The organism is Curtobacterium pusillum, assembly GCF_013359865.1.
Taxonomy (GTDB): Bacteria; Actinomycetota; Actinomycetes; order Actinomycetales; family Microbacteriaceae; genus Curtobacterium; species Curtobacterium pusillum.
Genome location: NZ_JABMCE010000083.1, coordinates 107,912 through 130,395, shown reverse-complemented (window position 1 = coordinate 130,395; position 22,484 = coordinate 107,912). Strand labels below are relative to the sequence as shown.

24 protein-coding genes and 1 tRNA gene are annotated in these 22,484 nt (G+C 72.3%); 8 read left to right on the top strand and 17 right to left on the bottom strand.

The window, feature by feature from the left end; all coding sequences use genetic code 11:
• Positions 1-8: 8 nt before the first annotated feature.
• From HP507_RS13225 to HP507_RS13215, 3 genes are read left to right on the top strand one after another with little or no spacing between them, the layout of a single operon-like run.
• Complete coding sequence (locus HP507_RS13225) at positions 9-161, top strand: hypothetical protein (protein WP_175352256.1); 153 nt, start codon at positions 9-11, stop codon at positions 159-161.
• A complete protein-coding gene (locus tag HP507_RS13220) occupies positions 158-715 on the top strand; it encodes a hypothetical protein (RefSeq protein ID WP_175352255.1) in 558 nt (185 codons plus the stop codon). The genes HP507_RS13225 and HP507_RS13220 overlap by 4 nt, the downstream gene beginning before the upstream one ends.
• Positions 716-723: 8 nt before the next feature.
• Complete coding sequence (locus HP507_RS13215; protein WP_175352254.1) at positions 724-1,161, top strand: pyridoxamine 5'-phosphate oxidase family protein; 438 nt, start codon at positions 724-726, stop codon at positions 1,159-1,161.
• 9 nt (positions 1,162-1,170) lie between these two features.
• On the opposite strand, the gene HP507_RS13210 is transcribed toward HP507_RS13215, so the two are convergent.
• The 3 genes from HP507_RS13210 to serS form a co-directional block, all read right to left on the bottom strand.
• A tRNA-Ser gene (locus tag HP507_RS13210) sits at positions 1,171-1,258 on the bottom strand.
• Positions 1,259-1,326: 68 nt separating this feature from the next.
• Positions 1,327-2,205, bottom strand: coding sequence for an HAD family hydrolase (locus HP507_RS13205; protein ID WP_175352253.1), 879 nt, complete (start codon positions 2,203-2,205; stop codon positions 1,327-1,329).
• On the bottom strand, positions 2,202-3,470 hold the full coding sequence (gene serS / locus HP507_RS13200) for a serine--tRNA ligase (RefSeq protein WP_175352252.1): 1,269 nt from the start codon (positions 3,468-3,470) through the stop codon (positions 2,202-2,204). Before serS ends, HP507_RS13205 begins: the two co-directional genes overlap by 4 nt.
• 130 nt (positions 3,471-3,600) lie before the next feature.
• On the opposite strand from serS, the gene HP507_RS13195 reads away from it, so the two are divergent.
• Positions 3,601-4,674 carry a diacylglycerol/lipid kinase family protein gene (locus HP507_RS13195; protein WP_175352251.1) on the top strand — a complete coding sequence of 358 codons (1,074 nt, stop codon included), beginning with the start codon at positions 3,601-3,603 and terminating at the stop codon, positions 4,672-4,674.
• 111 nt (positions 4,675-4,785) lie between these two features.
• On the opposite strand, the gene pheA is transcribed toward HP507_RS13195, so the two are convergent.
• From pheA to HP507_RS13175, 4 genes are read right to left on the bottom strand one after another with little or no spacing between them, the layout of a single operon-like run.
• Positions 4,786-5,742 (bottom strand): prephenate dehydratase, encoded by a 957-nt coding sequence (gene pheA / locus HP507_RS13190; protein WP_175352250.1) that lies wholly within the window; start codon positions 5,740-5,742, stop codon positions 4,786-4,788.
• 40 nt (positions 5,743-5,782) lie between these two features.
• A complete protein-coding gene (locus HP507_RS13185) occupies positions 5,783-6,328 on the bottom strand; it encodes a MarR family winged helix-turn-helix transcriptional regulator (protein ID WP_175352249.1) in 546 nt (181 codons plus the stop codon).
• 9 nt (positions 6,329-6,337) lie between these two features.
• Complete coding sequence (locus HP507_RS13180) at positions 6,338-6,781, bottom strand: hypothetical protein (RefSeq protein ID WP_175352248.1); 444 nt, start codon at positions 6,779-6,781, stop codon at positions 6,338-6,340.
• Complete coding sequence (locus tag HP507_RS13175) at positions 6,778-8,088, bottom strand: molybdopterin-dependent oxidoreductase (RefSeq protein WP_254701103.1); 1,311 nt, start codon at positions 8,086-8,088, stop codon at positions 6,778-6,780. Before HP507_RS13175 ends, HP507_RS13180 begins: the two co-directional genes overlap by 4 nt.
• 54 nt (positions 8,089-8,142) lie before the next feature.
• On the opposite strand from HP507_RS13175, the gene HP507_RS13170 reads away from it, so the two are divergent.
• The 3 genes from HP507_RS13170 to HP507_RS13160 are packed head-to-tail and all read left to right on the top strand — an operon-like array spanning position 8,143 to position 10,900.
• The gene (locus tag HP507_RS13170; RefSeq protein WP_175352246.1) at positions 8,143-9,603 is read left to right on the top strand and encodes a glycosyltransferase family 87 protein; all 1,461 of its coding nucleotides are present in this window, start codon (positions 8,143-8,145) and stop codon (positions 9,601-9,603) included.
• Positions 9,604-9,608: 5 nt separating this feature from the next.
• A complete protein-coding gene (gene moaA / locus HP507_RS13165; protein WP_175352245.1) occupies positions 9,609-10,658 on the top strand; it encodes a GTP 3',8-cyclase MoaA in 1,050 nt (349 codons plus the stop codon).
• Complete coding sequence (locus tag HP507_RS13160) at positions 10,655-10,900, top strand: MoaD/ThiS family protein (RefSeq protein WP_175352244.1); 246 nt, start codon at positions 10,655-10,657, stop codon at positions 10,898-10,900. Before moaA ends, HP507_RS13160 begins: the two co-directional genes overlap by 4 nt.
• 12 nt (positions 10,901-10,912) lie before the next feature.
• On the opposite strand, the gene HP507_RS13155 is transcribed toward HP507_RS13160, so the two are convergent.
• Genes HP507_RS13155 through HP507_RS13130 form a run of 6 tightly spaced genes read right to left on the bottom strand, consistent with a single transcriptional unit; the run spans position 10,913 to position 16,209 of the window.
• Positions 10,913-12,013: a calcium:cation antiporter gene (locus HP507_RS13155; RefSeq protein ID WP_175352243.1), complete on the bottom strand. Its 1,101-nt coding sequence runs from the start codon at positions 12,011-12,013 to the stop codon at positions 10,913-10,915.
• A complete protein-coding gene (locus HP507_RS13150) occupies positions 12,010-13,041 on the bottom strand; it encodes an ABC transporter ATP-binding protein (protein WP_175352242.1) in 1,032 nt (343 codons plus the stop codon). Before HP507_RS13150 ends, HP507_RS13155 begins: the two co-directional genes overlap by 4 nt.
• On the bottom strand, positions 13,038-13,853 hold the full coding sequence (locus HP507_RS13145; protein ID WP_175352241.1) for an ABC transporter permease: 816 nt from the start codon (positions 13,851-13,853) through the stop codon (positions 13,038-13,040). The genes HP507_RS13150 and HP507_RS13145 overlap by 4 nt, the downstream gene beginning before the upstream one ends.
• A 3-nt stretch (positions 13,854-13,856) precedes the next feature.
• Positions 13,857-14,672, bottom strand: coding sequence for a molybdate ABC transporter substrate-binding protein (gene modA, locus HP507_RS13140; RefSeq protein WP_175352240.1), 816 nt, complete (start codon positions 14,670-14,672; stop codon positions 13,857-13,859).
• Positions 14,669-15,766, bottom strand: coding sequence for a HesA/MoeB/ThiF family protein (locus tag HP507_RS13135; protein ID WP_175352239.1), 1,098 nt, complete (start codon positions 15,764-15,766; stop codon positions 14,669-14,671). The genes modA and HP507_RS13135 overlap by 4 nt, the downstream gene beginning before the upstream one ends.
• 8 nt (positions 15,767-15,774) lie before the next feature.
• Positions 15,775-16,209, bottom strand: a complete 435-nt coding sequence (locus HP507_RS13130) for a TOBE domain-containing protein (RefSeq protein ID WP_175352238.1) — start codon at positions 16,207-16,209, stop codon at positions 15,775-15,777.
• Between the two features lie 91 nt (positions 16,210-16,300).
• Here HP507_RS13130 and HP507_RS13125 point away from each other — a divergent pair, with 91 nt between their 5' ends.
• The gene (locus HP507_RS13125; RefSeq protein WP_175352237.1) at positions 16,301-17,962 is read left to right on the top strand and encodes a glycosyltransferase family 39 protein; all 1,662 of its coding nucleotides are present in this window, start codon (positions 16,301-16,303) and stop codon (positions 17,960-17,962) included.
• Positions 17,963-18,006: 44 nt separating this feature from the next.
• Here HP507_RS13125 and HP507_RS13120 read toward each other — a convergent pair whose 3' ends face one another.
• From HP507_RS13120 to HP507_RS13105, 4 genes are all read right to left on the bottom strand, one after another.
• Positions 18,007-18,939 carry a 4-(cytidine 5'-diphospho)-2-C-methyl-D-erythritol kinase gene (locus tag HP507_RS13120; protein WP_175352236.1) on the bottom strand — a complete coding sequence of 311 codons (933 nt, stop codon included), beginning with the start codon at positions 18,937-18,939 and terminating at the stop codon, positions 18,007-18,009.
• 9 nt (positions 18,940-18,948) lie between these two features.
• Positions 18,949-20,316, bottom strand: coding sequence for an O-acetylhomoserine aminocarboxypropyltransferase/cysteine synthase family protein (locus HP507_RS13115; protein WP_175352235.1), 1,368 nt, complete (start codon positions 20,314-20,316; stop codon positions 18,949-18,951).
• Positions 20,313-21,368, bottom strand: a complete 1,056-nt coding sequence (locus tag HP507_RS13110; protein ID WP_175352234.1) for an LLM class flavin-dependent oxidoreductase — start codon at positions 21,366-21,368, stop codon at positions 20,313-20,315. Before HP507_RS13110 ends, HP507_RS13115 begins: the two co-directional genes overlap by 4 nt.
• A gap of 90 nt (positions 21,369-21,458) precedes the next feature.
• Positions 21,459-22,448: an ATP-grasp domain-containing protein gene (locus HP507_RS13105; RefSeq protein ID WP_175352233.1), complete on the bottom strand. Its 990-nt coding sequence runs from the start codon at positions 22,446-22,448 to the stop codon at positions 21,459-21,461.
• Between the last annotated feature and the right edge of the window lie 36 nt (positions 22,449-22,484).

The window sequence follows — 22,484 nt, the reverse complement described above, 5'->3', positions numbered from 1 at the left end:
GTGGAGGCATGCCCGAGAGCGACGAGGTCAGACGAGTCCCCGAGGCCGAATGGGAGCGCCTCAAGCGCGACTCCCGTCGGCGTGCTCAGGAGCGCGAGGAAGCCGACCGCCACGCCGCACCACGGGATCGTGAACACCGGGAAGGAACCCAGGAATCGTGAACCGAACCGCACTCGACCGTCTCCTCTCCGCGAGCGGCGCGGTCATCGCCGTCGTGCTCCTCCTCGCGGGCGTGCTCATGACCTGGGCGCACGTGTACGTGCACGACCAGGTCCGGGAGCAGCTCGTCGCGCAGAAGATCTTCTTCCCCGCCAAGGGCAGCAAGGCCCTGGCCAGCAAGGAGATCGGCCCGTACCTGAACCGGTACGCGGGCCAGCAGCTCGAGACCGGAGCGCAGGCGAAGGCCTGGGCCGACCACTACATCGCCGTGCACCTCGAGGAGATGACCGGCGGCCAGACCTACGCCCAGCTGTCGACGAAGGCGCAGGCCGACCCCGACGACCAGAAGCTGCAGTCCGAGGTGGAGACGGTCTTCCGCGGCGAGACCCTGCGCGGACTGCTCCTCAACGCCTACGCCTTCGACACCGTCGCGACGTTCGCACTCATCGGCGCCGTCGTCGCGTACGTCGGGGCGGTCGTGATGGCGTTCCTCGCGGCCCTCGGCTTCCGCCACGCACGGCGGGCCGCCGCGGCGAACACCGCCGGGGCGCGGTGAGGTCGACCGTGTCCCCCGACGAACTCGACGGCGCCGAGTCCCCCGTGCTGCGCCTCACCCCGGACCAGTGCTGGACGCACCTGCACCGGTGCCGACTGGGACGGATCGCGATGATCCGGGACGGGGAGGTCGAGATCCTCCCGGTGAACTACGTCTCCGTGGACCGGAGCATCCACTTCGCCACGTCGAGCAGCGTCATCCTCGCCGCGGTCGAGGCCGGTGTCGACGTGGCGTTCGAGGTCGACGAGCACGACGGCTGGACCGCCTGGAGCGTCATCGCGCACGGGCTCCCCGAGCGCACGGACGAAGAACCCCCGGCGGGCTACGAGATCCGTTCCCTGCTCCCCGCGCCGAAGCTCGCGCACGTGCGGATCGTCCCGACGTCGATCACGGGGCGACTGTTCGACCAGCAGCGGTTCGACCCGGCCACCGGCACCGGCTCCTGAGACGGGCACTGGCGGAGGGTGTGGGATTCGAACCCACGAGACATCTCTGCCCACCTGTTTTCAAGACAGGCTCCATCGGCCGCTCGGACAACCCTCCCGACCCGGCCATGCACGCGGCGTGACGGATCGACGGCAGTCTAGCGGGCCTCCGGTCGTACCCGCGCGTCAGCGCGGCAGGGAGTCGAGGGCCGCGGCCAGCCCGTCGTCGGTGACCCCGCCGGTGAGCTCGTTCCCCGCGTCGACGACGTCGTCGGGCGCCTGCCCCATGACGACCCCGCGCCCCGAGGTGGAGGCCCACCGCAGCATGTCGATGTCGTTCCGGCCGTCACCCGCGGCGAAGACCCGTGAGCGCGGGATGTCGAGCCACTCGCGGACGCGCTCCATGGCGGTGGCCTTCGTCACGCCCTCGGGAGCGATGTCGAGCCACGAGGTCCAGCCCACCGAGTACGAGACCTTGTGCAGCCCCATCCGCTCGACGATCTGCAGGAAGTCCTCGGTGTCGTGGCCCGGGGAGATCACGACGACACGAGTCGCCTCGACCCCGAGCAGCTGCTCGAAGGACACGTGCTCACCGGAGACGGTCATGGCGTCGTCCGGGAAGTTGCCGGACAGCAGGAAGTGCCCGGTCTCGTCCTCCACGCCGAACTCGGCGTTCGTCAGGGCACCGTGGATGGTCTGCAGGACCTCGGAGGGGTCGAACGTCTCGACGTGCACGCGCTCGTAGGAGCCGTCGTCCCGCCGGGCGAGGGTCAGCGCCCCGTTCGCGCACACGAGGTACCTCGGTGTGATCCCGAGGGTGGACAGGAGTGGCACGGTCATGCCCTCGCTGCGCCCGGTGGCGAGCATGACCTCGTGACCGGCGGCCTCGGCGTCGCGGATCGCGGCGAGCACGGTGTCGGTGACGACTCCGTCCTCGCGCATGGTCGTGCCGTCGATGTCGAGCGCGACCAACCAGCGCTTCGTGCGGGTGATCGCACCCGACGCGGGCGCACCGGGACCCGCGCCCTGGGACGCACCGTCGACGAACCGCCCCTGCGTGCTCATCGGGGCTCGATCACCTCGACGCCACCGAGGTAGGGGCGCAGGACCTCCGGCACGACGACGGAGCCGTCGGCCTGCTGGTGCGTCTCGAGGATTGCGACGATCCACCGGGTGGTGGCGAGCGTGCCGTTGAGGGTCGCGACCGGCGCGGTCTTCCCCGTCGACGTGCGGTAGCGGATGTCGAGGCGACGGGCCTGGAACGTGGTGCAGTTCGACGTCGAGGTGAGCTCACGGAAGGTGCCCTGCGTCGGGACCCAGGCCTCGATGTCGAACTTGCGCGCGGCGCTCGTCCCGAGGTCCCCGCCGGCGACGTCGATCACGCGGTAGTGCAGCCCGAGGTCCTGCAGCATCTGCTCCTGGTACCCGACGAGCTTCTCGTGCTCGGCCTCGGCCTGGTCCGGGTGGACGTACGAGAACATCTCGAGCTTGTTGAACTGGTGCACCCGAAGGATGCCGCGGTTGTCCTTGCCCGCCGAACCGGCCTCGCGCCGGTAGCAGGTCGACCACCCGGCGTAGCGCAGCCCGTCGCCCGACTCGTCGAGGGACAGGATCTCGTCGGCGTGGAAGCCGGCGAGGGCGACCTCGCTCGTGCCGGTGAGGTACAGGTCGTCGGCCTCGAGCCGGTACACCTCGGCCGCGTGCTCGCCGAGGAAGCCGGTTCCGGCCATCGTCTCGGGCCGCACGAGCGTCGGCGTGATGAGCGGCTCGAACCCGGCGGCGACCGCGCGGTCGAGGCCGAGCGACATGAGCGCGATCTCGAGCCGCGCGCCGAGGCCGCGGAGGAAGTAGAACCGCGAGCCGGAGACCTTCACGCCACGGGGGATGTCGATGATGCCCAGGTGCTCGCCGAGGTCGGCGTGGTCCTTCGGCTCGAAGTCGAACTCCGGCTTGGTGCCGACGGTGCGGAGCGTGACGAAGTCGTCCTCGCCGCCCTTCGGCACGTCGGGCAGCACGACGTTCGGGATCGAGCGGACGACGGTGTTGAAGGTCTCCTCGGCGGCGGTGACCTCGGCCTGGGCTTCCTTCACCTGACCGGCGAGCGCCTGGGCCTGTTGCACGAGCGCGGCCTTCTCGTCCTTCGGGGCCTTCGCGACGGTCTTGCCGAACGCGTTCTGCTCGGCGCGGAGGGACTCGAACGAGGTGATCGCGCTCCGCCTGGCGGCGTCCGCGGCGACGGCCTCGTCGACGACGGCGACGGAGGCGCCGCGCGCCTCCTGCGAGGCCTTGATGACGTCCGGGTTGTCACGCAGCAGCTGGGGATCGATCACCGCACCATCCTAAAGGCGGCCGGGGTGCGAGACGGACTGGAGGCGCGGTGCGGGCCCGACCCGCGCCTCCAGGCGTCCCGCTGGTCGCGTCGGACGATCCCTCGCAGCATCCGATCGGTACCGTTGGTGCATGTCGACCCCTTCGGAGACCGCGCCCGGGGGCCAGGACGCCCTCCAGACCGAGCAGCGGACGGCCGCGGTGGTGTACAACCCGGTCAAGGTCCACCTGCCGACCCTCAAGCGCACCGTCGCCAAGCACGAGCAGGAGGCGGGCTGGGCCGAGACCCTGTGGTTCGAGACCACGGAGGAGGACCCGGGCGGCGGCATGGCCCGCGCAGCACTCGAGGCCGGTGCCGACGTCGTCGCTGCCGCCGGTGGGGACGGGACCGTCCGCGCCGTGGCCGAGGTCGTGCACGGGTCCGACGCGTCGCTGGCGCTGCTCCCGAGCGGCACGGGGAACCTGCTGGCCCGGAACATGAAGCTGCCGCTCGACGACCTCGGCGGGATGGCGAAGGCGATCTTCTCGGGGCACGACCGACCGATCGACTTCGGGCTGATCGGCGTCGAGCGGCCCGACGGCTCCCGCGAGGAGTTCGGCTTCCTCGTGATGGCCGGCCTCGGGCTCGACGCCCGCATGCTCGCGAACACCCGGCCCGAACTGAAGAAGCGTGTCGGATGGCTCGCCTACCTCGACTCGCTGTTCCGCTCCGTGCGGGACACGGACGGCTTCGAGTTCCGCTACCGGCTCGACGAGTCGGCCCGCAACGGCTCGGTCCGCGCGCATTCCGTGATCGTCGGGAACTGCGGGATGCTGCAGGCCAACGCGATGCTCCTGCCGGACGCCGAGATCGACGACGGGGTGTTCGACATCGTCGTGATGCGACCGCGCGGCTTCTTCGGCTGGGTCCGGATCGGCGCTCGCGTGTTCTGGGAGAACGCGATCCTGCGCTGGTTCCACCGGTCGTCGCTCGGCAACACGATCATCGGGCGTCGCATCACCACGGCGGCGAAGCAGGAGCGGCCGCTGCGCTACATGCGCGGCGAGGAGTTCGTGCTGCGCCTCGAGAAGCCGGACGAGTTCGAGATCGACGGGGACCCCGAGGGTGAGATCATCGCGTTCCGCGCGCGGCTCGACCCCGGATCGCTGGACGTGCGGATCCCCGCGGTCGAGCCGCACCAGGGTCGGGGCGTCCGCCGCCGCTGAGCTCCCCCTCCCTCCCTTCTCCCGCAAAACGCAACGTTGGCGGTTGCCCGCAGCGTCATACCTCTGCGAACAGCCGCCAACATTGCGTTTTGCGGAGGCGGCGGGGCCCCGTCAGCGGGGGTCGGGCTCGCCGGACACGATCGCGCGGAGCCAGTCGCGTGCCTCGACGAACGCGGCGTCCGAGTAGCGGGCGGGCACCTCGGGACGGACCCCGTCGGCGCGCGGGTACGACCCGAGGAACGTCACGCGCGGGCTGAACCGGCGCAGTCCGAGCAGGGCGTCCGCCACGCGCTCGTCCCGCACGTGCCCGTCGAGGTCGATGACGAACCGGTACCGGCCGAGCTCGTCACCGATCGGCCGCGAGGACAGCAGCCCCATGTTGATGCCCCGGGTCGCGAACTGCTCGAGCATGTCCACGAGGGCACCGGGGTGGTCGGCGGGCAGCTCGACGATGACGCTCGTCTTGTCGGCGCCGGTCGGCTCCGGGAGCGCGAGCGTCTTCGACACGAGGACGAACCGGGTGACGGCGGAGGCGTTGTCCCCGATCGAGGAGGCGAGCACCGAGAGGTCGTAGTGGTCGGTGATCCCCGGGGGTGCGACGGCGGCGTCCGCGGTGGGGTGCTCGTCGAGCAGGGCGGCAGCGGCGGCGACGTTCGAGGACGCCGGGATGTGGCCGTGCCCGCGGACGTTCACCTCGAGCCAGTTGTGGGTCTGGGCGTAGGCGACGGGGTGGGCGTTCACCGTGCGGACGTCGGCGAGGGCCGTGCCGTGCCGTGCGACGAGCACGAAGTCGACGGGGACGAGGTACTCCCCCACGATGCGCACGCCGGGGATCCGGGCGAGGGCGTCCTGCGTGGCGCTGACCCCGCCGTCGACGCTGTTCTCGATGGCGATCACGGCGCCGATCGACCGGCCGCTGACGACGTCGTCGAGGGCCTCTCCGACGTTGTTCACGCTCCGCCAGGGCTTGCCGGCGGCGGCGTCGACGAGCTTGAGCGCGGCCTCGGTGAAGGTACCGGCGGGTCCGAGGTAGGAGTACGTGTCGGACGGCGCGGCGGACTCACTCATGCGGCGAGCCTATTGCAGCGGCACCCGGTGACCGTGCCGGTCAGTCCGCGGCCGTGCCGGTCAGGCGTGCCTCGCAGATCGCCGTGTCGTCGCCGTCCCGCGGGTAGGTCAGGGCGGCGAACCGTCCCTCCGGGTCGAGCCGGGCGAGCAGCGCGGCGGCGATCCCGTCGAGCTGTCCGACCTGCTCGTCGCTGAGCGCGTCGATGACCACGCGTCGAGCCGTGCGCACGTGGTCGGGCGCCGCCTCGACGATGGTCGCGTACCCGGCGTCCGTGAGCCGCACGTCGGTCGCGCGGCGGTCGTCGGTCGACGGGCAGCGGGAGACGAGCCCGCGCTTCTCGAGTCGCGAGACCACGTGGGACAGCCGCGGGAGCGAGGCGTTCGTGGCCGAGGCCAGCGCCGACATCCGCAGCGTGCGGGAGTCCGTCTCCGAGAGCATGGCGATGACCATGTAGTCGAAGTGGGTCAGGTCGGCGTCGCGCTGGAGCTGCTGGTCGAGGGCCGCCGGCAGGAGCTCCATGACGGCGACGAGCTTCATCCAGGCACGCAGCTGGTCGCGCGTGAGCCACGGCGTCTCGTCGGTCATGGCGACATCCTACTGTTTGGTTGTCGGTTCAACCAGTCGCCGCGAGCGAACAGCCCCGACCACGAGGACGGCCACGACGACGAGCAGCAGGACGCCCTCGACGAGGAGCAGCCGGGCACCGTAGTCGAACGGCAGCACGGTCGGGTTCTTCTGCCCCTGGGCCTTCGCCGCGATCTCCGGCAGCACCACGAGCGCCAGGACGCTGCCGAGCACCACGACCGCCTGCACCACGACGAGCGCCCACGCCCGCAGCGCCCGCCCGGTCCGGCGCAGGAGCAGCCCCACCGCGACGACGAACGGCGACAGGATCGCGTCGTGGAGCACCACCGCGCCGAGCAGCCACGTCGCGAGCCCTCCGATCCGCACGGGGCGCACGGTCGTCACGAGGACGTACGCCCCGAACGCGATGACGAGCACCCCGACCACGACGAGCACGGTGCGCGCGGCCCTCATGCGATCACCTCGATCTTCTCGATCCACTTCGTCTGCAGCACGCCAGGGCGGCCGGGGGCGATGATGCGTGCCGGGAACCCGTGGTCGAGGTCGAGCGTCGCGCCGTTCAGTTCGAGCGCGATCAGGGTCGTCGGGTCCTCCGCGTACTCGGGACCCATGTCCATCACGCGGTAGCCGCCGTGGCGCTCGAGGCTCGTCACCCGGACGTGCGACCCCGGTGCTGCCTGCACGGCGCCGAGGAGGTCGCGCATCCGCACACCCCTCCAGGTCGCCATCTGGCTCCAGCCCTCGACGCAGGAGATGGGCAGCTCGGCCTCGGCCGTGCCGAGGGCGACGAGTTCGGCACGGGAGAACGCCCGGCTGACGTCCCGGCCGACGACCGTGAGGCTCCAGTCCGCCGCGGTGGCGGTCGCGAGGACACCGGCGGCGCGGGCGGTCCGGTTCACGGGGAGGTCGAGCGGACCGCGGTGGCGCTGTCGGGCGCCGAACACGTTGAACGGTTCGGCGAGCGTGCTCGACTGGCCCGCCGTGAGGGCGACGACGCCGACGGTCGCCGCGGTGACGCCGGCGAGGAACCCGCGTCGCGCGACCCGCTCACGTCGCCCCTCGGTCGCCTCCGGCGTGGTCCGGGAGGCGCGGCTCGGCTCCGTCGGTTCGTCCTGCGGGTCCGGGACGGGTGCGCCGTCGATCCAACGGAGCAGGCGGCCGGTGAGGCCACGGGGGTAGGAGGCGACCGCCTGCGCGGCCGCGGGTCCCGGGGCCGGCGACAGCAGCTCGCTGCCGGCGGCGCGGTCCACGACGAACCGGCCGTGCTCGTCGTACGAGTCGCGCTTCCGCCAGTAGCGCGCGATGAGCCGCAGCTTCACGCCGATGTGCACGATGAGCGACCCGATGATGACGTACGCGAGCGCGTTGTGCACCTGCTTGAACGGGAACGGCCACGGGTACCACTGGTACGTGTTGAGCAGGCCGGTGACGACCTGGACGATGGCGGACGCGACGAGCACCGCGATGGAGAGCCGCTCGAGCAGGTGCAGCACGCCGCGCACGGGCGGGACCTGCACGAGCGCCGGCATCACCGCGTTGAGCTTCGCGAGCAGCAGCGGGATGATCGCGATCCCGGCCGTGATGTGCACACCCTGCGTGAACTGGTACAGCTGCGCGGGCCGCGTCGGGAACCGCATGCCGGGCAGGGGCTGCTGGAGGAGGTAGCTGTAGACGCCGGTGCCGAAGCAGACGAGGAACGCGACCCCGAGCAGACGTCCGAGCACCACGGCGGAACGCGCGTTCCGGTTCGGCGATGCCATCGCGGATCGTGCATCCAGGAGCAGGCCCCTGACCATGGATAGCCTCGTCGCACCATGAGAGAACGACTTCGCCCCGGCCGACTCCTGCCGACCGTGCTGGCCGTGCTGGCCGTGGTCGGTGTGCTGGCCCTCGCGGGCGTCATCGCCTTCGGCGTCACGCATCTGGGGTTCCTCCGATCCGGTCATCGTTCCCCATTCGTCGCGTGGACCCTGATCGCTTGGACGGTGTTCGCCGGCGCGGTGCTGGCGCTGCGGTTCGTCCCGACGCGGTGGATGACGTGGCTCGTGGTCGGCGGTGCCGTGGTGATCGGGCTCGCGGCGATCCTCGGCCCCCCGAACACCAGCACCGACTCCGCCCGGTACGCCTGGGACGGCATCGTGCAGCACGCCGGGGTCTCCCCCTACGCACACACGCCGCAGTCGAACGCACTGTCCGGTCTGCGTCCCGACTGGCTCTTCCCCGACAAGGTCGACGGCACGTGCGAACAGCCGCGGTACCGGGGGCTGGGCGACGGTCCGCTCGGGCACTGCACCGCGATCAACCGGCCGGACGTCACCACGATCTACCCGCCCATGGCGCAGCTCTGGTTCGCGGCCGTCCGGGCGTTCGTGCCGGCCACCGCCCAGTACATGCCCTTCCAGGTGGCGGGGCTGCTCGTGTCGCTCGGCGTGACCGTCGGCCTCGTCGCGGTGCTCCGTCGCGTCGGCCGACCGACCTGGTGGGCGGCGCTCTGGGCGTGGTCGCCCCTCGTGGCCTCCGAGGCGGTCACGAACTCGCACGTGGACGCCGTCGGTGCGGCGCTGGCGACCGCGGGCGCCGTGCTCGTCGCGTTCGGCCGGCCGATCTGGGGCGGGATCGCGCTCGGGGCCGCGACGGCCACGAAGCTCATCCCGGCGATCGTCTACCCGCCCCTGCTCGGCCGGTGGCGGAACTGGTGGGCGATCCCGGTCGGCATCGCCGTGTTCGGGCTGCTCTACGTGCCGTACGTGCTGTCGACCGGGCTCGGCGTCCTCGGCTACCTGCCGGGGTACCTGTCGGAGGAGGGCTACGAGGACGGCTCCCGCTTCGCCCTCGTGTCGCTGGTCTTCCGGGGCGACGCGGCCACGATCGTCGTCGGGCTGCTGGTGCTCCTCGCCGCGTTCGTGGCCTGGCGGCTGACCGACCCGTCCCGACCGTGGTCCGGCGAGGTCCTCGTGATCGGCGTGACGTTCCTCGCGGTGAGTCCGCGCTACCCCTGGTACGCACTGCTGCTCATCCCCTTCGTGGTGCTCTCGGGGCGGTGGGAGTGGCTGTCGATCGGTCTCGCGATCGCGCTGCGCGGCGTGTGGCCGTCCGCGGACGCGTATCGGTGGTGGCTCGCGGGGGCGGTCCTCGTCATCGTCGTCGCCACCCTCGTCCGGACGCGCCGGTCGGACTGGGAGCGCTGGGGTTCACGGCTCACGTTCCGGGACGGCCCCGGTCGGCGAGCACTCGCGATGTCATCAGGCGGTCGCGGCGCGGACGACGTACGCTGACGCGCATGGCACCCGCGACCCTGCTCGGTTCGTCCGGCGACACCGGTGACTCCGGCGGCCTCGTCGACCGCTTCGGACGTCGCGCCGTCGACCTGCGGGTGTCGCTGACCGAGCGCTGCAACCTCCGCTGCACGTACTGCATGCCCGCCGCCGGACTGCCGTTCGCCCCGGACGACGCCCTCATGACCGCTGCGGAGATCGAGCGCCTCGTCCGCCTCGGCACCGCGCGGTTCGGCGTGCGGAAGGTGCGCTTCACGGGCGGTGAGCCGATGCTGCGGCACGACCTCGTCGACGTGATCGCCCGCTGCGCCGCGCTGCCGGACGCCCCGGAGCTGTCGCTGACCACGAACGCGATCGGCCTCGCACACCGCGCCGGGGCCCTTCGGGACGCCGGACTCCGACGGGTGAACGTGTCACTCGACACCATCGATCCCGGCGTCTTCGCGACCGTGACCCGCCGACCGTTCCTCGACAGGGTGATCGACGGGCTCGAGGCGGCGGCGACGGCCGGGCTCGCGATCAAGGTGAACGCGGTGCTGCTGCGCGGTGTGAACGACGCGCTCGCACCGGACCTGATGCGCTGGTGCCTCGATCACGGCTACGAGCTGCGGTTCATCGAGCAGATGCCGCTCGACTCCGACCACGCCTGGGACCGCACGTCGATGATCACCGCCGCCGAGACCCGCACCCTGATCGGGTCGTCGTTCGAGCTCCTGCCGGACGAGGCCCCGCGGGACGGTGCTCCGGCGGAGCGGTTCCGGGTGCTGTCGCGCGAGACCGGGGCGTTCCTCGGCACGATCGGCATCATCGCGAGCATCACCGAGTCGTTCTGCGCCGACTGCACGCGCACGCGCCTGACCGCCGACGGACACGTCCGGAGCTGCCTGTTCTCGGACGACGAGACCGACGTGCTGGGCCCGATGCGGAGCGGCGCGACCGACGACGAGGTCGCCGAGCTGTGGCGCCGAGCGATGTGGGCGAAGCCGCGGGACCACGGGGACGACAGCGACGACCTGGTGCACCCGACACGGGGCATGAGCGCGATCGGGGGATGACGGTGACGACGGTGCGGTTCTTCGCGGCGGCACGGGCCGCGGTCGGCGTGGACGAGGTCGCGCTGGACGCGGTCGTGCTCGACGAGGCGCTCCGCGCGGTCGACGCCGCGGACCCCGAGCGGTGGGTGGCGCTGCAGGAGCGGTGCTCCTACCTGGTCGACGGTGTGACGACGCGCGACCGGTCGACGTCGCTCGCCGGTGTGACCGTGGTCGACGTCATGCCGCCCTTCGCCGGCGGCTGACGACGGAGCCGCCTACGGCGAGACGGACAGGACGATGAACGCCGCGAAGACCACGAGGTGCACACCGCCCTGCAACCGCGTCGCCCGTCCCGGCAGCACCGTGAGCACCGCGGCGACGATCGTCAGCGCGAGCAGCACGATCTGACTCGGCCCGAGCCCGAGCAGCAGCGTCCCGGGCATGAACAGCGACGCCACGGCGATCGACGGGATCGTGAGGCCGATCGACGCCATTGCCGACCCCATCGCCAGGTTGAGGCTCGTCTGGATCCGGTTCCGGGCAGCGGCCTTCGACGCGGCGATGCCCTCCGGCAGCAGGATGAGCAGCGCGATCACGACGCCGACGAACGACGGCGGGAACCCGACCGCGGCGACGCCGGCCTCGATCGCGGGCGACTCGACCTTCGCCAGCCCGACCACCGCGACGAGCGCGACGAGCAGCAGCCCGAGCGACACGAGCGTGGCGCGACCGGACGGGATCGCGGCGTGCGCGTCCTCGGATTCCTCGAGCACGCCGCCGCTGCGGTTCACGGGCAGGAAGAAGTCCCGGTGCGCCACCGTCTGGGTCACGACGAACAGCGCGTAGAGCGCGAGGGACGCCAGCGCCACGAAGACGAGCTGGACGCCGGTGAACGACGAGTCCTCGGTGCCGGTGGTGAACGTCGGCAGCACGAGGGTGAGCACCGCGAGCGCGGCCACGGTCATCGTCGCCGCGGACGCGCCCTCCTGGTTGAAGCGCACGGTGTTGTGCCGGATCGTGCCGATGAGGATCGCGAGCCCGACCAGGCCGTTCATCGTGATCATCACCGCGGAGAACACGGTGTCCCGCGCGAGCGTCTCGGCCTTCGCACCGCCGGAGCTCGACAGCGCGATGATGAGCGCCACCTCGATGACCGTCACGGCTACGGCGAGCACGAGGGACCCGAACGGCTCCCCCACGCGGTGCGCGACGACCTCGGCGTGGTGCACCGCGGCGAGCACGGTGCCGGCGAGGACGACGGCCACGATCACGACGACGAACGTCCCGAGGTCGTGCCGTCCGAACGACAGCACGAGCACGATCGCCGCGACGACGGGGACCCCGACGGGCCAGGCCTTGGCGATCCAGTTCGTCACCGGGACATCCTCGCACCGGGACGCTGGTAGACCGTCACCTCGTCGGCCGGGACGGAGATGCGCACCGCGTCGCCGGGGACGAGGCCGAGAGCGGCGGCGACGGTCACGGTGACGTCCGCGACGAGGTCGCCGGCCCGCACCCGGACGAGTCCTTCCCGCGGCTCGAGCGCGGTCACCACGCGCTCCGGACCGGCACCGTCGCGTGTCACGACGGCGGCGGTCGGGTGGTAGACGGCGATCGCGGGACCGTCGGGAGGCGCGGTGCCGGTCGACGACGGCAGCACACCCCCGTCGTCGAGTGCGATCCCGTCCCCGGTGCCGGTCCCGCGGACGAGCGTCAGCCCGGAGAACGACGCCGCGAACGCGCTCGTCGGCCGACCGAACACGGCGGCGGTCGTGCCCTGCTCGGCGATCCGGCCGTGCTCGAGCACGACGACGCGGTCCGCGAGCGTGACGGCCTCGAGGGGGTCGTGCGTGACGAGGAGCGTCGGACGGCCGGTGCGGGCGGTGCGCAGGGCCGCTCGGACCTCGGCGCGGGCATCGACGTCGAGGGCCGAGGTGGGCTCGTCGAGGAGCAGGAGCGCCGGTGCCGTCGCCAGGGCCCGGGCGATCGCCACACGCTGGGCCTGCCCGCCCGAGAGCGTCCCCGGCACCCGGTCCGCCAGACCGGCCACGCCGACGGCGGCGAGGGCCGCCGCGGACCGGTGCCGCGCCTCCAGTCCGCCCAGACCGGAGGCGCGCGGACCGTAGGCGACGTTGCGGGCGACCGACAGGTGCGGGAACAGGTCGGCGCGCTGCGCGACCAGACCGACCCCGCGGCGGTGGGGCGGCACGCCCGTCAGGACGCGTCCACCGAGGACGATCTCGCCGGTGCGGACGCGCAGCAGGCCGGCGAGGGCCTCGACGACCGTGGACTTGCCGGCGCCGTTCGGACCGATGAGTGCGACGCACTCGTCGGGACCGATGTCGAGGCGGACGTCGACGTCCCTCGACGGGACGACCACGTGCGCGCGGAGTCCGACGCTCACGCGACGACCGCCCGGGAGCGGACCGCGGACGCGCCGATGACGACGAGCGCGACGACCACGAGCACCAGGGCGAGCGCGACGGCGGTGTCCGGGTCGATCTCGCGCTGCAGGTAGATCTCGAGCGGCAGCGTGCGGGTCACACCCTGCAGGCTGCCCGCGAAGGTGAGCGTGGCGCCGAACTCGCCGAGGGCGCGGGCGAAGCAGAGCACCAGTCCGGACAGGATGCCGGGCAGCACCCGCGGCGTCGTGACCGTCAGGAACGTGCGGGTCGGGCCGGCGCCGAGCGTCGCGGCGACCCGTTCGAACCGGTCACCACCGACGCGGAGCGCGCCCTCGATCGAGGACACCAGGAACGGCATCGCGACGAACGTCTGGGCGATGACCACAGCCGTCGTGGTGAAGGCGATGCGGAGGCCGTGGGCGTCGAGGAAGGCCCCGACGACCCCGAGCCGTCCGAACGCCGCGAGGAGCGCGAGGCCACCGACGACCGGTGGCAGGACGAGCGGCAGGAGGACGAGGGCGCGGGCGACGCCGACCCACCGCGACGTCGACCGGGCGAACAGGACGGCGAGCGGGTAGCCGAGCACGAGGGCGATGCCGGTCGCGGCCGCCGCGGTGCCGAGGCTCAGGCCCAGGGCGGTCAGGGACGCCGGCGAGGTGACGAGCGCGCCGAACGAGCCCCAGTCGACGCGGCCGACCATCGCGACGACGGGCACCACCACGAAGAGCCCGCCGAGGACCGCGGGGATCGGGAGCCACCACGGCACCGGTGTCCGGACGCTCGCGAGGGCCCGCTCGGCTCGGCCGGGCATGCGTCAGGGCGCCCCGAAGCCGGCGGCCGCGAGCACCTTCCGCCCGGCGTCCGAGCGGACGTACGCCGTGAACGCCTTCGCCAGGTCCGGGTTCGAGGCACCCTTGAGCACGCCGATCGGGTACGTGTTCACGGCCTTGCTCGACGCGTCGAACGGCACGCCGTCGACCTTGCCGTCGGCGCCCTGCACGTCGGTGACGTACACGAGTCCGGCGTCGGCCTGACCAGACTCGACCTTGCCAAGGACGTCGGTCACGGACTGCTCCTCGCTGACCGGCGACAGGTTGATGCCGGTCGCCTGCTCGACCTTCGCCGTCGCGGCGCCGCACGGCACCGGGGCCGCGCAGGTCACGAGCTGCACGTCGGACGAGGTCAGGTCGTCGAGGTCGGTGATCTTCTTCGGGTTGCCCGGGGCCACGGCGATCTCGAGCACGTTCGTCGCGAAGTCCTTCGGCGACCCGGCAGCGACGTCCGTCTTCACGATCTTGTCCATGTTGGCCTCGTCCGCCGAGGCGAACACGTCGGCGGGCGCGCCGTTCCGGATCTGCGTGACGAGGTCGCTCGAACCGGCGAACGAGAACGTGATCGTCGTGCCGGGGTGGGCGGCCTCGTACTGGTCGCCCAGCGTCGTGAAGGTCTGCTGGAGGGAGGCCGCGGCGAACACGGTGATCTTCCCGGTCGGGCCGTCCGTGGCGGTCCCGCTGGCCGACGCACTCGTGTCGGAGCCGCTCCCCGTGGAGGTCGAGCAGCCCGCCAGACCGAGGGCAGCGAGGGTGACCACGGTGATCAGGAGTGCGGCGTTCCGCACATGCGTCGTCATTCCCCGATCGTATCCGCATCTGCGGTCACTGGGTGGCCTTCGCGTTGCCAGGCGCGGATGCCGCCGTCGAGGACGACCGCGTCACGGCCGCCCGCTCGGGCGGTGCGGGCCCACGCGGTGGCGCGGACGCCGCTGGCGCAGACCACGACGATCGGGGTCGTGACGGCACCGGCAGCGAGGCGCTCGTCGTCCAGGTCCTGCGGTGTGACGCTGCCGGGGATGACACCGGTGGCGAGCTCGTCGGGGGTGCGGACGTCGACGAGGACGACGGGGCTCCCGGTGCCGGTGCCGGTGCCGGTGCGTGCGTCGCGGAGTCGCTCGGCGAGCGCTGCGGGAGCGATCCTCGGTGGGGCGTCGTCGACGACCGGGGCCGGCCGACGCGATCCCGGCCCGCGGCGGAGCGGGCTCTCGGTCCAGCGCCACCGCCGCGCATCGACGGTCAGCACCCGGCCGGTCAGCGGCTCGCCGATCCCGGCGACGAGCGCGGTCACCTGCGCGGCCATCACCGCGCCCACGGCACCGCACAGCGCGGGGAGCACGCCGTCGAGCGCGCACGACCCCTCGTCCGGCAGCGCCTCGGGGTGCAGGTCGTGGAAGTCGATCGGCTCCGACCCGGCGTCGTGGAACACCGACACCTGCCCGTCGAGTCCGAGCACGGTGCCCCAGACGAACGGGATGCCGACCGGGGAGCAGGCGTCCGAGATCGCCCGGGTGACCTCGACGCTGTCGGCGGCGTCGACCACGACGTCGTGCCCGGCGACGTGCTCGGGACGGAAGGACTCCTGCACCGCCACGACCTCGAGCTCGGGGTCGACGCCCCGGACCCGTTCGGCAGCGCAGACCGCCTTGGGCCGACCGACGTCCGCCGCGGCGAAGAGCGTCTGCCGGGCCAGGTTCGACGTGTCGACGACGTCGTGGTCCACGATCGTGACACGGCGGAGGCCCGAGCCCGCGAGGTAGGTGAGCACGGGTGCGCCGAGGCCCCCGGCTCCGACGACCAGGACGCTCGCTCCGGCGAGTGCGCGGACGGCACGGTCGCCCGCTCCTTCGAGGGCCGCGGTGCGGGACAGCAGCCTGCGTCGGTCGTCGGTCATGTGCCCGGTCATCCGTCCTGCTCCACGGCCGATCGGCTGTCCGTCGTCTCCGCGGGGACCTCGACCGAGACCATCGTCGCCTTCACCGACGCCACCGCGACCGTGCCGACCTCGAGTCCCAGATCCCGGACGGCCTCGGCGCTCATGAGCGAGACGATCCGGTGCGGGCCGCTCTGCAACTCCACCTGCGCCATCACCCCGTCGACCACGAGGTCGGTGACGATCCCGACGAACCGGTTCCGCGCCGAACTCTTCGTGCCGGAGGGGTCGTCGAGCTGCGCGCTGCGCCCCCGGATGTGCGCGGCGAGCTCGCGCCCGTCCACGACCGTGCGGCCGGAGGTGTCGGTCGACCGGGTGAAGGTCCCGCCGTCGACCATCCGCCGGACCGTGTCGTCGCTGACGCCGAGGTACCGCGCGGCGTCGCGGATGCGGAGCTTCGTCATGGTGATCGCACCATACCGGTGTGTGGAACTCTCAGTCTGGGCGACGGGTTCGTCGGGTGCCCGCCCAGCCGCTGCGGCTACCGTCGCCACCGTGACTGCACCACGGACCGGCACCATCAGCGTCCCCCGCTCGACGGGGATCGCGCCGGTCCGTAGCCGCTTCCGTGGGCTCGCGGGGAGCATCGCGACCGGCGTCGTCCGCACGCCGGAACTCACGATCGGCGCGTTGGGCGTCCTCGTGTGCGCGGCCTTCGCCTGGGTGCCGTCGCTCTGGTACGACGAGGCCGCGACCGTCACCAGCGCCCAGCGCACCTGGGCGCAGCTCTGGGCCGAGCTGCACAACGTCGATGCCGTGCACGGGCTGTACTACGCGCTCATGCACGTGTGGTTCTGGCTCGTCGGATACACGCCGTTCACCCTGCGCTTCCCGAGCGCCCTCGCGATCGGGGTGGCCGCCGGACTCGTCGTGGCACTCGGCCGACGACTCGGCGGCCGTCGGCTCGGCATCACGGCCGGACTCGTGTTCCTCGCGCTCCCCCGCGTCCAGTGGGCGGGTTCCGAGGGGCGGCCGTACGCCACCATCACGACCCTCGCCGTCTGCCTGACCCTCGTCGGGCTCACCGCCGTCCGCCGGACCCGCACCGGACGCAGTCTGCACTGGTGGGTGGCGTATGGGGCCCTCGCGCTCGTCGCCGTGACGTTCAACGTGTACCTGTCGCTCGCCGTCGTCGCGCACGCGGTCACCCTGCTCTGGACGATGCTCGTCCGCCGCGTGGAGGGCCGCCGCGCCACCGTCTCCCGGGGTGCACGCGTCCCGGGGCCGCCGCTCGTCACCGGTGGCGCCGTCCTGCGGTGGGCCGTCGCCGCCGCCATCGCGGCCGTGACCGTCTCGCCCGTGGTCGTCGAGATCGCGTCGCAGTCGAAGCAGGTCGCGTGGATCGCCGGCATCGGGCAGCGCACGGGCGCGCAGGTGTTCGCCACCGCCTGGTTCGGTGCCGTCGACCTGTACGCCGCGGTCGCGTGGGCCCTCATGGTGATCGGCGTCGCGGTCGCACTGTTCGAGGCGCACCGCCGCTCCGCGACCGTCCGTTCGCTCGTCCGCGCCCAGGCCGTCCGTGTCGCCGTCCCCCTCGTGGTGATCCCGACCGCCGCCCTGGTGCTCGCCACGGCGATGGGCAAGCACCTCTACTCCCCGAAGTACGCGACGCTGAGCCTGCCGTTCGTCGCCCTGCTCATCGCGCTGGCGCTGACGCTCGTCCGTCCGAAGGCGCTCCTCGCGGGCGCGGTGGCCGCCGCCCTCGTGCTGTCGGTGCCGACCGCCGTCGCCGTCAAGGAACCGCTCGCGAAGCAGGAGTCGACGTGGGCCCGCGCGGCCTCGATCATCGCCGCCGAGCGCAACAGCAACCGTGCCGACGCCGACGAGGGCGTCGTGTTCGGCAGTGTCTACGGCCACCCCGGCACCACGGCGGACATCATCCGGGTCTCGTACCCGGCGGCCTTCTCCGGGATGACCGACCTCGGCGTCCGCAAGGTCGGGGCCGACACCGGTGTCCTGTGGAACCAGACCGGGGAGCTCGCCACGAGCATCCCGAGCCGCCTCGACGACATCGACACGGTGTGGTTCGTCGGCGGGACCGTCACGGCGCGGAACATCGAACCGGAGACCGCGTCGGTGCTCGCCGCGAACGGGTTCACGGCGAAGCAGCACTGGAAGACGGGCACGGTCGTCATCACGGAGTACGTCCGCAGCTGACCGCGCGCCCGCGACCGCGCCCGACGGTCGTGCGCTCCCGGCGGCTAGTGCAGCACCCGCGCGCCGTGCACCGGGCCCGCGGCGCGCACCGCGACCACGCCCGCGGCGCTGAGCTCCACCTGCACCTCGAGCGCAGTGTCGCGGTCGGCGACGAGGAACGCCACCGTCGGCCCGCTGCCCGACACCAGTCCGGCGAGCGCACCCGCCTTCTCCCCGATCTCGAGGGTCGCCGCGAGCGCGGGCTGGAGGCGCATGGCCGGCGCCTGCAGGTCGTTGTGCAGGCAGTCCGCGAGCAGGTCGGGATCGCCGGCGCGGAGGGCCTGGAGCACGTTCGCCTCCACCACCGGGGTCTTCGGCGCCGGCGCGATGTCGGCGCGGTAGCGCTCGCGGTGTTCGTCGAGCGCCCGGTACACCGCCGGGGTGGAGAGCCCGTCGTCGCTCAGCGCGAGCACCCAGTGGAACTCGCCCTTGGCCAGGGCCGGGCTGAGCTCGTCGCCGCGCCCGGTGCCGACCGCGGTCCCGCCGGCGAAGGCGAACGGCACGTCGGCCCCGAGCTGCGCGGCGAGTCGCAGGAGTTCCTCACGCCCGAGGGCGGTCCCCCAGAGGGTGTCCACGGCGAGGAGCGTCGCCGCTGCGTCGGCCGATCCGCCGCCCATGCCGCCCGCCACCGGGACCTGCTTGTCGATCGTCAGCCGGACGCCCCCGCGGTAACCGGCTGCGTCGGCCACGAGCCGCGCAGCGCGGATGGCGAGGTTCGACTCGTCCACCGGCACGGCACTGGTGTCGATCGGGCCGGTGAACGCGACCGAGAAGTCGTCCGCGGGCTCGGCGGAGACGTCCTCGTACAGCGAGACCGCCTGGTACGCCGTCGCGACGTCGTGGTAGCCGTCGTCCTGCAGCGCACCGACCGACAGGTAGACGTTGATCTTCCCGGGGGCGCGCGTCCGCACACGGGTCGGTGCGGCCAGCGTGGTCATGCCTCCAACCTATCCCGACGCGGCAGCGGAGACGTCCGGTGCGACGGTGGAGCCGTCCGAAGCGACAGTGGAGCCGTCCGATGCGGCAGCCGCGAAGCCCCGGGCCAGGTCGGCGAGGATGTCGTCCACGTGCTCGAGGCCGATCGACAACCGGATCAGCCCGTCACCGACACCGGCGGCAGCCCGCTCCGCCGAGGTCATCTGCACGTGGGTGGTCGACGCGGGGTGCACGACGAGCGACCGGACGTCACCGATGTTCGACACGTGGTCGAACAGCTCGAGCGCCGCGACGAACCGGCGCCCCGCTTCCACGCCCCCGGCGAGGTCGAACGCCAGCACGGCGGACGGTCCCGCGGGCACGTACCGCTGCTGCAGGTGGTGCCAGGGCGACGAGGGCAGTCCCGCGTAGTGCACGTGCTCGACCTGCTCGTGGGCGTCCAGCCACGACGCCACGGTGGCGGCGTTCGACACGTGCCGGTCCATCCGGAGCGAGAGCGTCTGGATGCCCTGCAGCACGAGGAACGCGTTGAACGGGGCGATCGCCGGACCGAGGTCGGCGGAGAGCTTCGAACGGGTGCGCTGGATGAACGCGCGCCGCCCGAACTTCTCCGCGAAGTTCGTGTTCGCGAACCCGGACTGCTCGGTCGTCGCGAGCTGCGGGTAGGAGTCCGCGTGCGATGCCCAGTCGAAGTTCCCGCTGTCCACGATGAGTCCCGCGATCGCGCTGCCGTGTCCCGCGAGGTACTTCGTCGCCGAGTGCACGACGATGTCCGCGCCGTGCTCGATCGGCCGGACGAGGTACGGCGTCGCGATGGTGTTGTCGACGATGAGCGGAACACCGGCGTCGTGCGCCACACCGGCCACCCCGGCGAAGTCGAGGACGTCGCCGCGCGGGTTCGGGATCGACTCCCCGAAGAACGCCTTCGTCGACGGCAGCACGGCTGCCGCCCACTCGTCGAGGTCCGTCGGGTCCTGCACGAACGTGAACGAGATGCCGAGGTCCCGCAGGGTCGACGCGAACAGCGTGTAGGTCGCGCCGTACAGCGACGCGCTCGACACGACGTGGTCGCCGGCCCGCGCGAGACCGAGCACCGCCAGCGACGTCGCGGCCTGCCCCGACGCGAGCGCGAGTGCGCCGACGCCGCCCTCGAGGTCCGCGATCCGGCGTTCCAGTGCGGCCGCCGACGGGTTGTTCACGCGCGAGTACGTGTGGCCGGGTGCGTCGAGCATGAACCGCGCCGCGGCGTCCTCCCCCGACGGGTACACGAACGCGGCGGTCTGGGCGATCGGCGGCACGTTGGCGCCGAACCCCGGGTCGGCCGTGAACCCGGCACGGATCTGGCGGGTCTCGAACGCCCAGTCGTCCTCGGTGCTCACGAGACGGTCCCGGCTCCGGCCGGCACCACCGAGGGCCGGACGAGCGGGATGACCTGTTCCCCGAAGCGGTCCATCTCCTCGAGCTGCGGCGAGAACTGCAGCAGCAGCGTGTCCACACCGGCGTCCTCGAACTCACGGATCCGCGCGGCCACCTGTGCGGGCGTCCCGACGAACCCCGGGCGGAGACCGCGGTTCGACACCGAGTAGTCCTCGAGCGACGGCACGTGCTCGAGCTGCGACTTCGAGATGAAGTCCTGGTACGACTCGTACGCCTTGCCGTGCTGCACGTCGGTGATGCGCGCCAGCTCGGCCTGCGCCTCCTCCTCGGTCTCACGCACGATGACGTACGCCGCCATGCCGAACGCCTCGAACGGCGGCAGCCCCGCGTCGACGCGCCGCTGCTTCATCTCGGCGATCTTCGTGCGGAGTTCCTCGACGGTGCCGCCGTGCGTGACGTAGGCGTCGGCGTACCGCGTGATCGAGGACTTGCCGGCCTCGCTCTCCCCGCCCGCGTAGATGCGCGGCGTGACGCGCGGCTTCGGCTCGAGGTGGGCGTTCTCGACGTCGTAGTACTCGCCGTGGAACGAGTACGGCGTCTCGCGCCAGAGGCCCTTCATGATCTCCACGAACTCCGCGGTGCGTCGGTAGCGGTCGTCGTGCTCGGAGAAGATCCCGCCGTACTGCTTGGCCTCCTCCGCCCACCAGGCGCTCACCACGTTGAAGGTGAACCGGCCGCCGGAGATGTCGTCGATCGTCGCCGCCTGCTTCGCCGTCACGGCCGGCAGGTGGTAGCCCGGGCGCATCGCGGCCATGATCTCGAGACGCTCGGTCGTCGCCGCGATCCCGGCGGCGAGCGCCCACGCCTCGAGGCTCGGCGCCGCCGTGCCCTTGATGTCGTTGAGGTTGAGCTCCGGCACCAGCGTCAGGTCGAAGCCGATGCGCTCGGCGCGCTGCGCCAGACGCTTCACGTAGTCGAAGGTGACCGGCATGTGCTCGTTCTCGACGTTGCGCAGCCAGCCGCCGAAGAGCGGGGTCCAGTATCCGAATCGCACGGGGTGAGTTCCTTGGGGAGGTGGGGAGGGACGGACGGGAGGCACGGGGCGGGCCCGCACCGCGCCTCCAGTCCGGTGGTTCTTGTGTTCTCAGGCCGTGAGCTGCGCCGCGTACTGCGTCTCCAGCAGGCCACCGAGGTACCGCGCGATGGAGCGCGGGCCGGAGGCCGGCGCGGTCTCCTCGACGGCGGGGTTGTAGTTCGTGTTCGTGTTGATGTCGTAGACGACCGTGCGGCCGTCCGTGGTCTCCATGACCTCGACGCCCGCGATCTGGATGCGCTGGTCCGCGAGGAACGTGCGGAGCTGCTGGACGAGCGGGTGCTCGGCCGTGACCTCGGTGCGGACCTCGAACGCGTTCGGCCGGCTCGTCCCGGGTACGTCGCAGACGGCTCCCGCGATGACCTGCGGGATCTCGCACGCGTCGGCGGGGCAGAGCTCGAAGCTGCCGGCGCTCGTGTCCACGCGGACGGCGTAGACGAACTCGCCGCCGACGAACTCGACGCGGGTGATGAACGGCTCGCGGGCGGTGAGGTACTCCTGCAGCAGGGTGATGCCGTCGACCGGCTCCTCGAACTCGGGGCTGTCGACGTAGGCGCCGAACTCCGCGAGGGAGTCGAAGCGGCGAACGCCGAGGCCCTTGCCGCCCTGGTTGTGCTTCGTGATGAACGGGACGTCCCGGCCACCGGTGAAGTCCGCGGCCGCCTGCTTGAGCGTCGTCGTCCCGAAGACGGCCGTGGTGCGCGGCACGTCGAAGCCGGCGCCCGCGAGCAGCCCGTGCTGGGCGACCTTCGACACCTCGAGCTCGAGGACGTGACTGCCGCCCACGACCTGGCGTCCGGCGCGCTCGAGCCAGCCGAGGACCGCGCGGGTGTACTCCTTGCTGTGCTCGTGCCCGCGGGTGTGCGAGCTCGCCGACATGCGCGACCAGTACACACCGGGTGCGGGCTCGGCGCCGAGGTCGATCTGGCCCTCGGTGAGGAGGATCTCCTCGACGGGCACCCCCTCGGCCTCGAAGGCAGCGGCGAGCGGCGGGAACCACTCGGGGTTCTCGTGGATGACGTAGACGCGCGGGGTGCTCACCTCGCCACCCTAGGCACGTGACACCGGGAGGTGCCA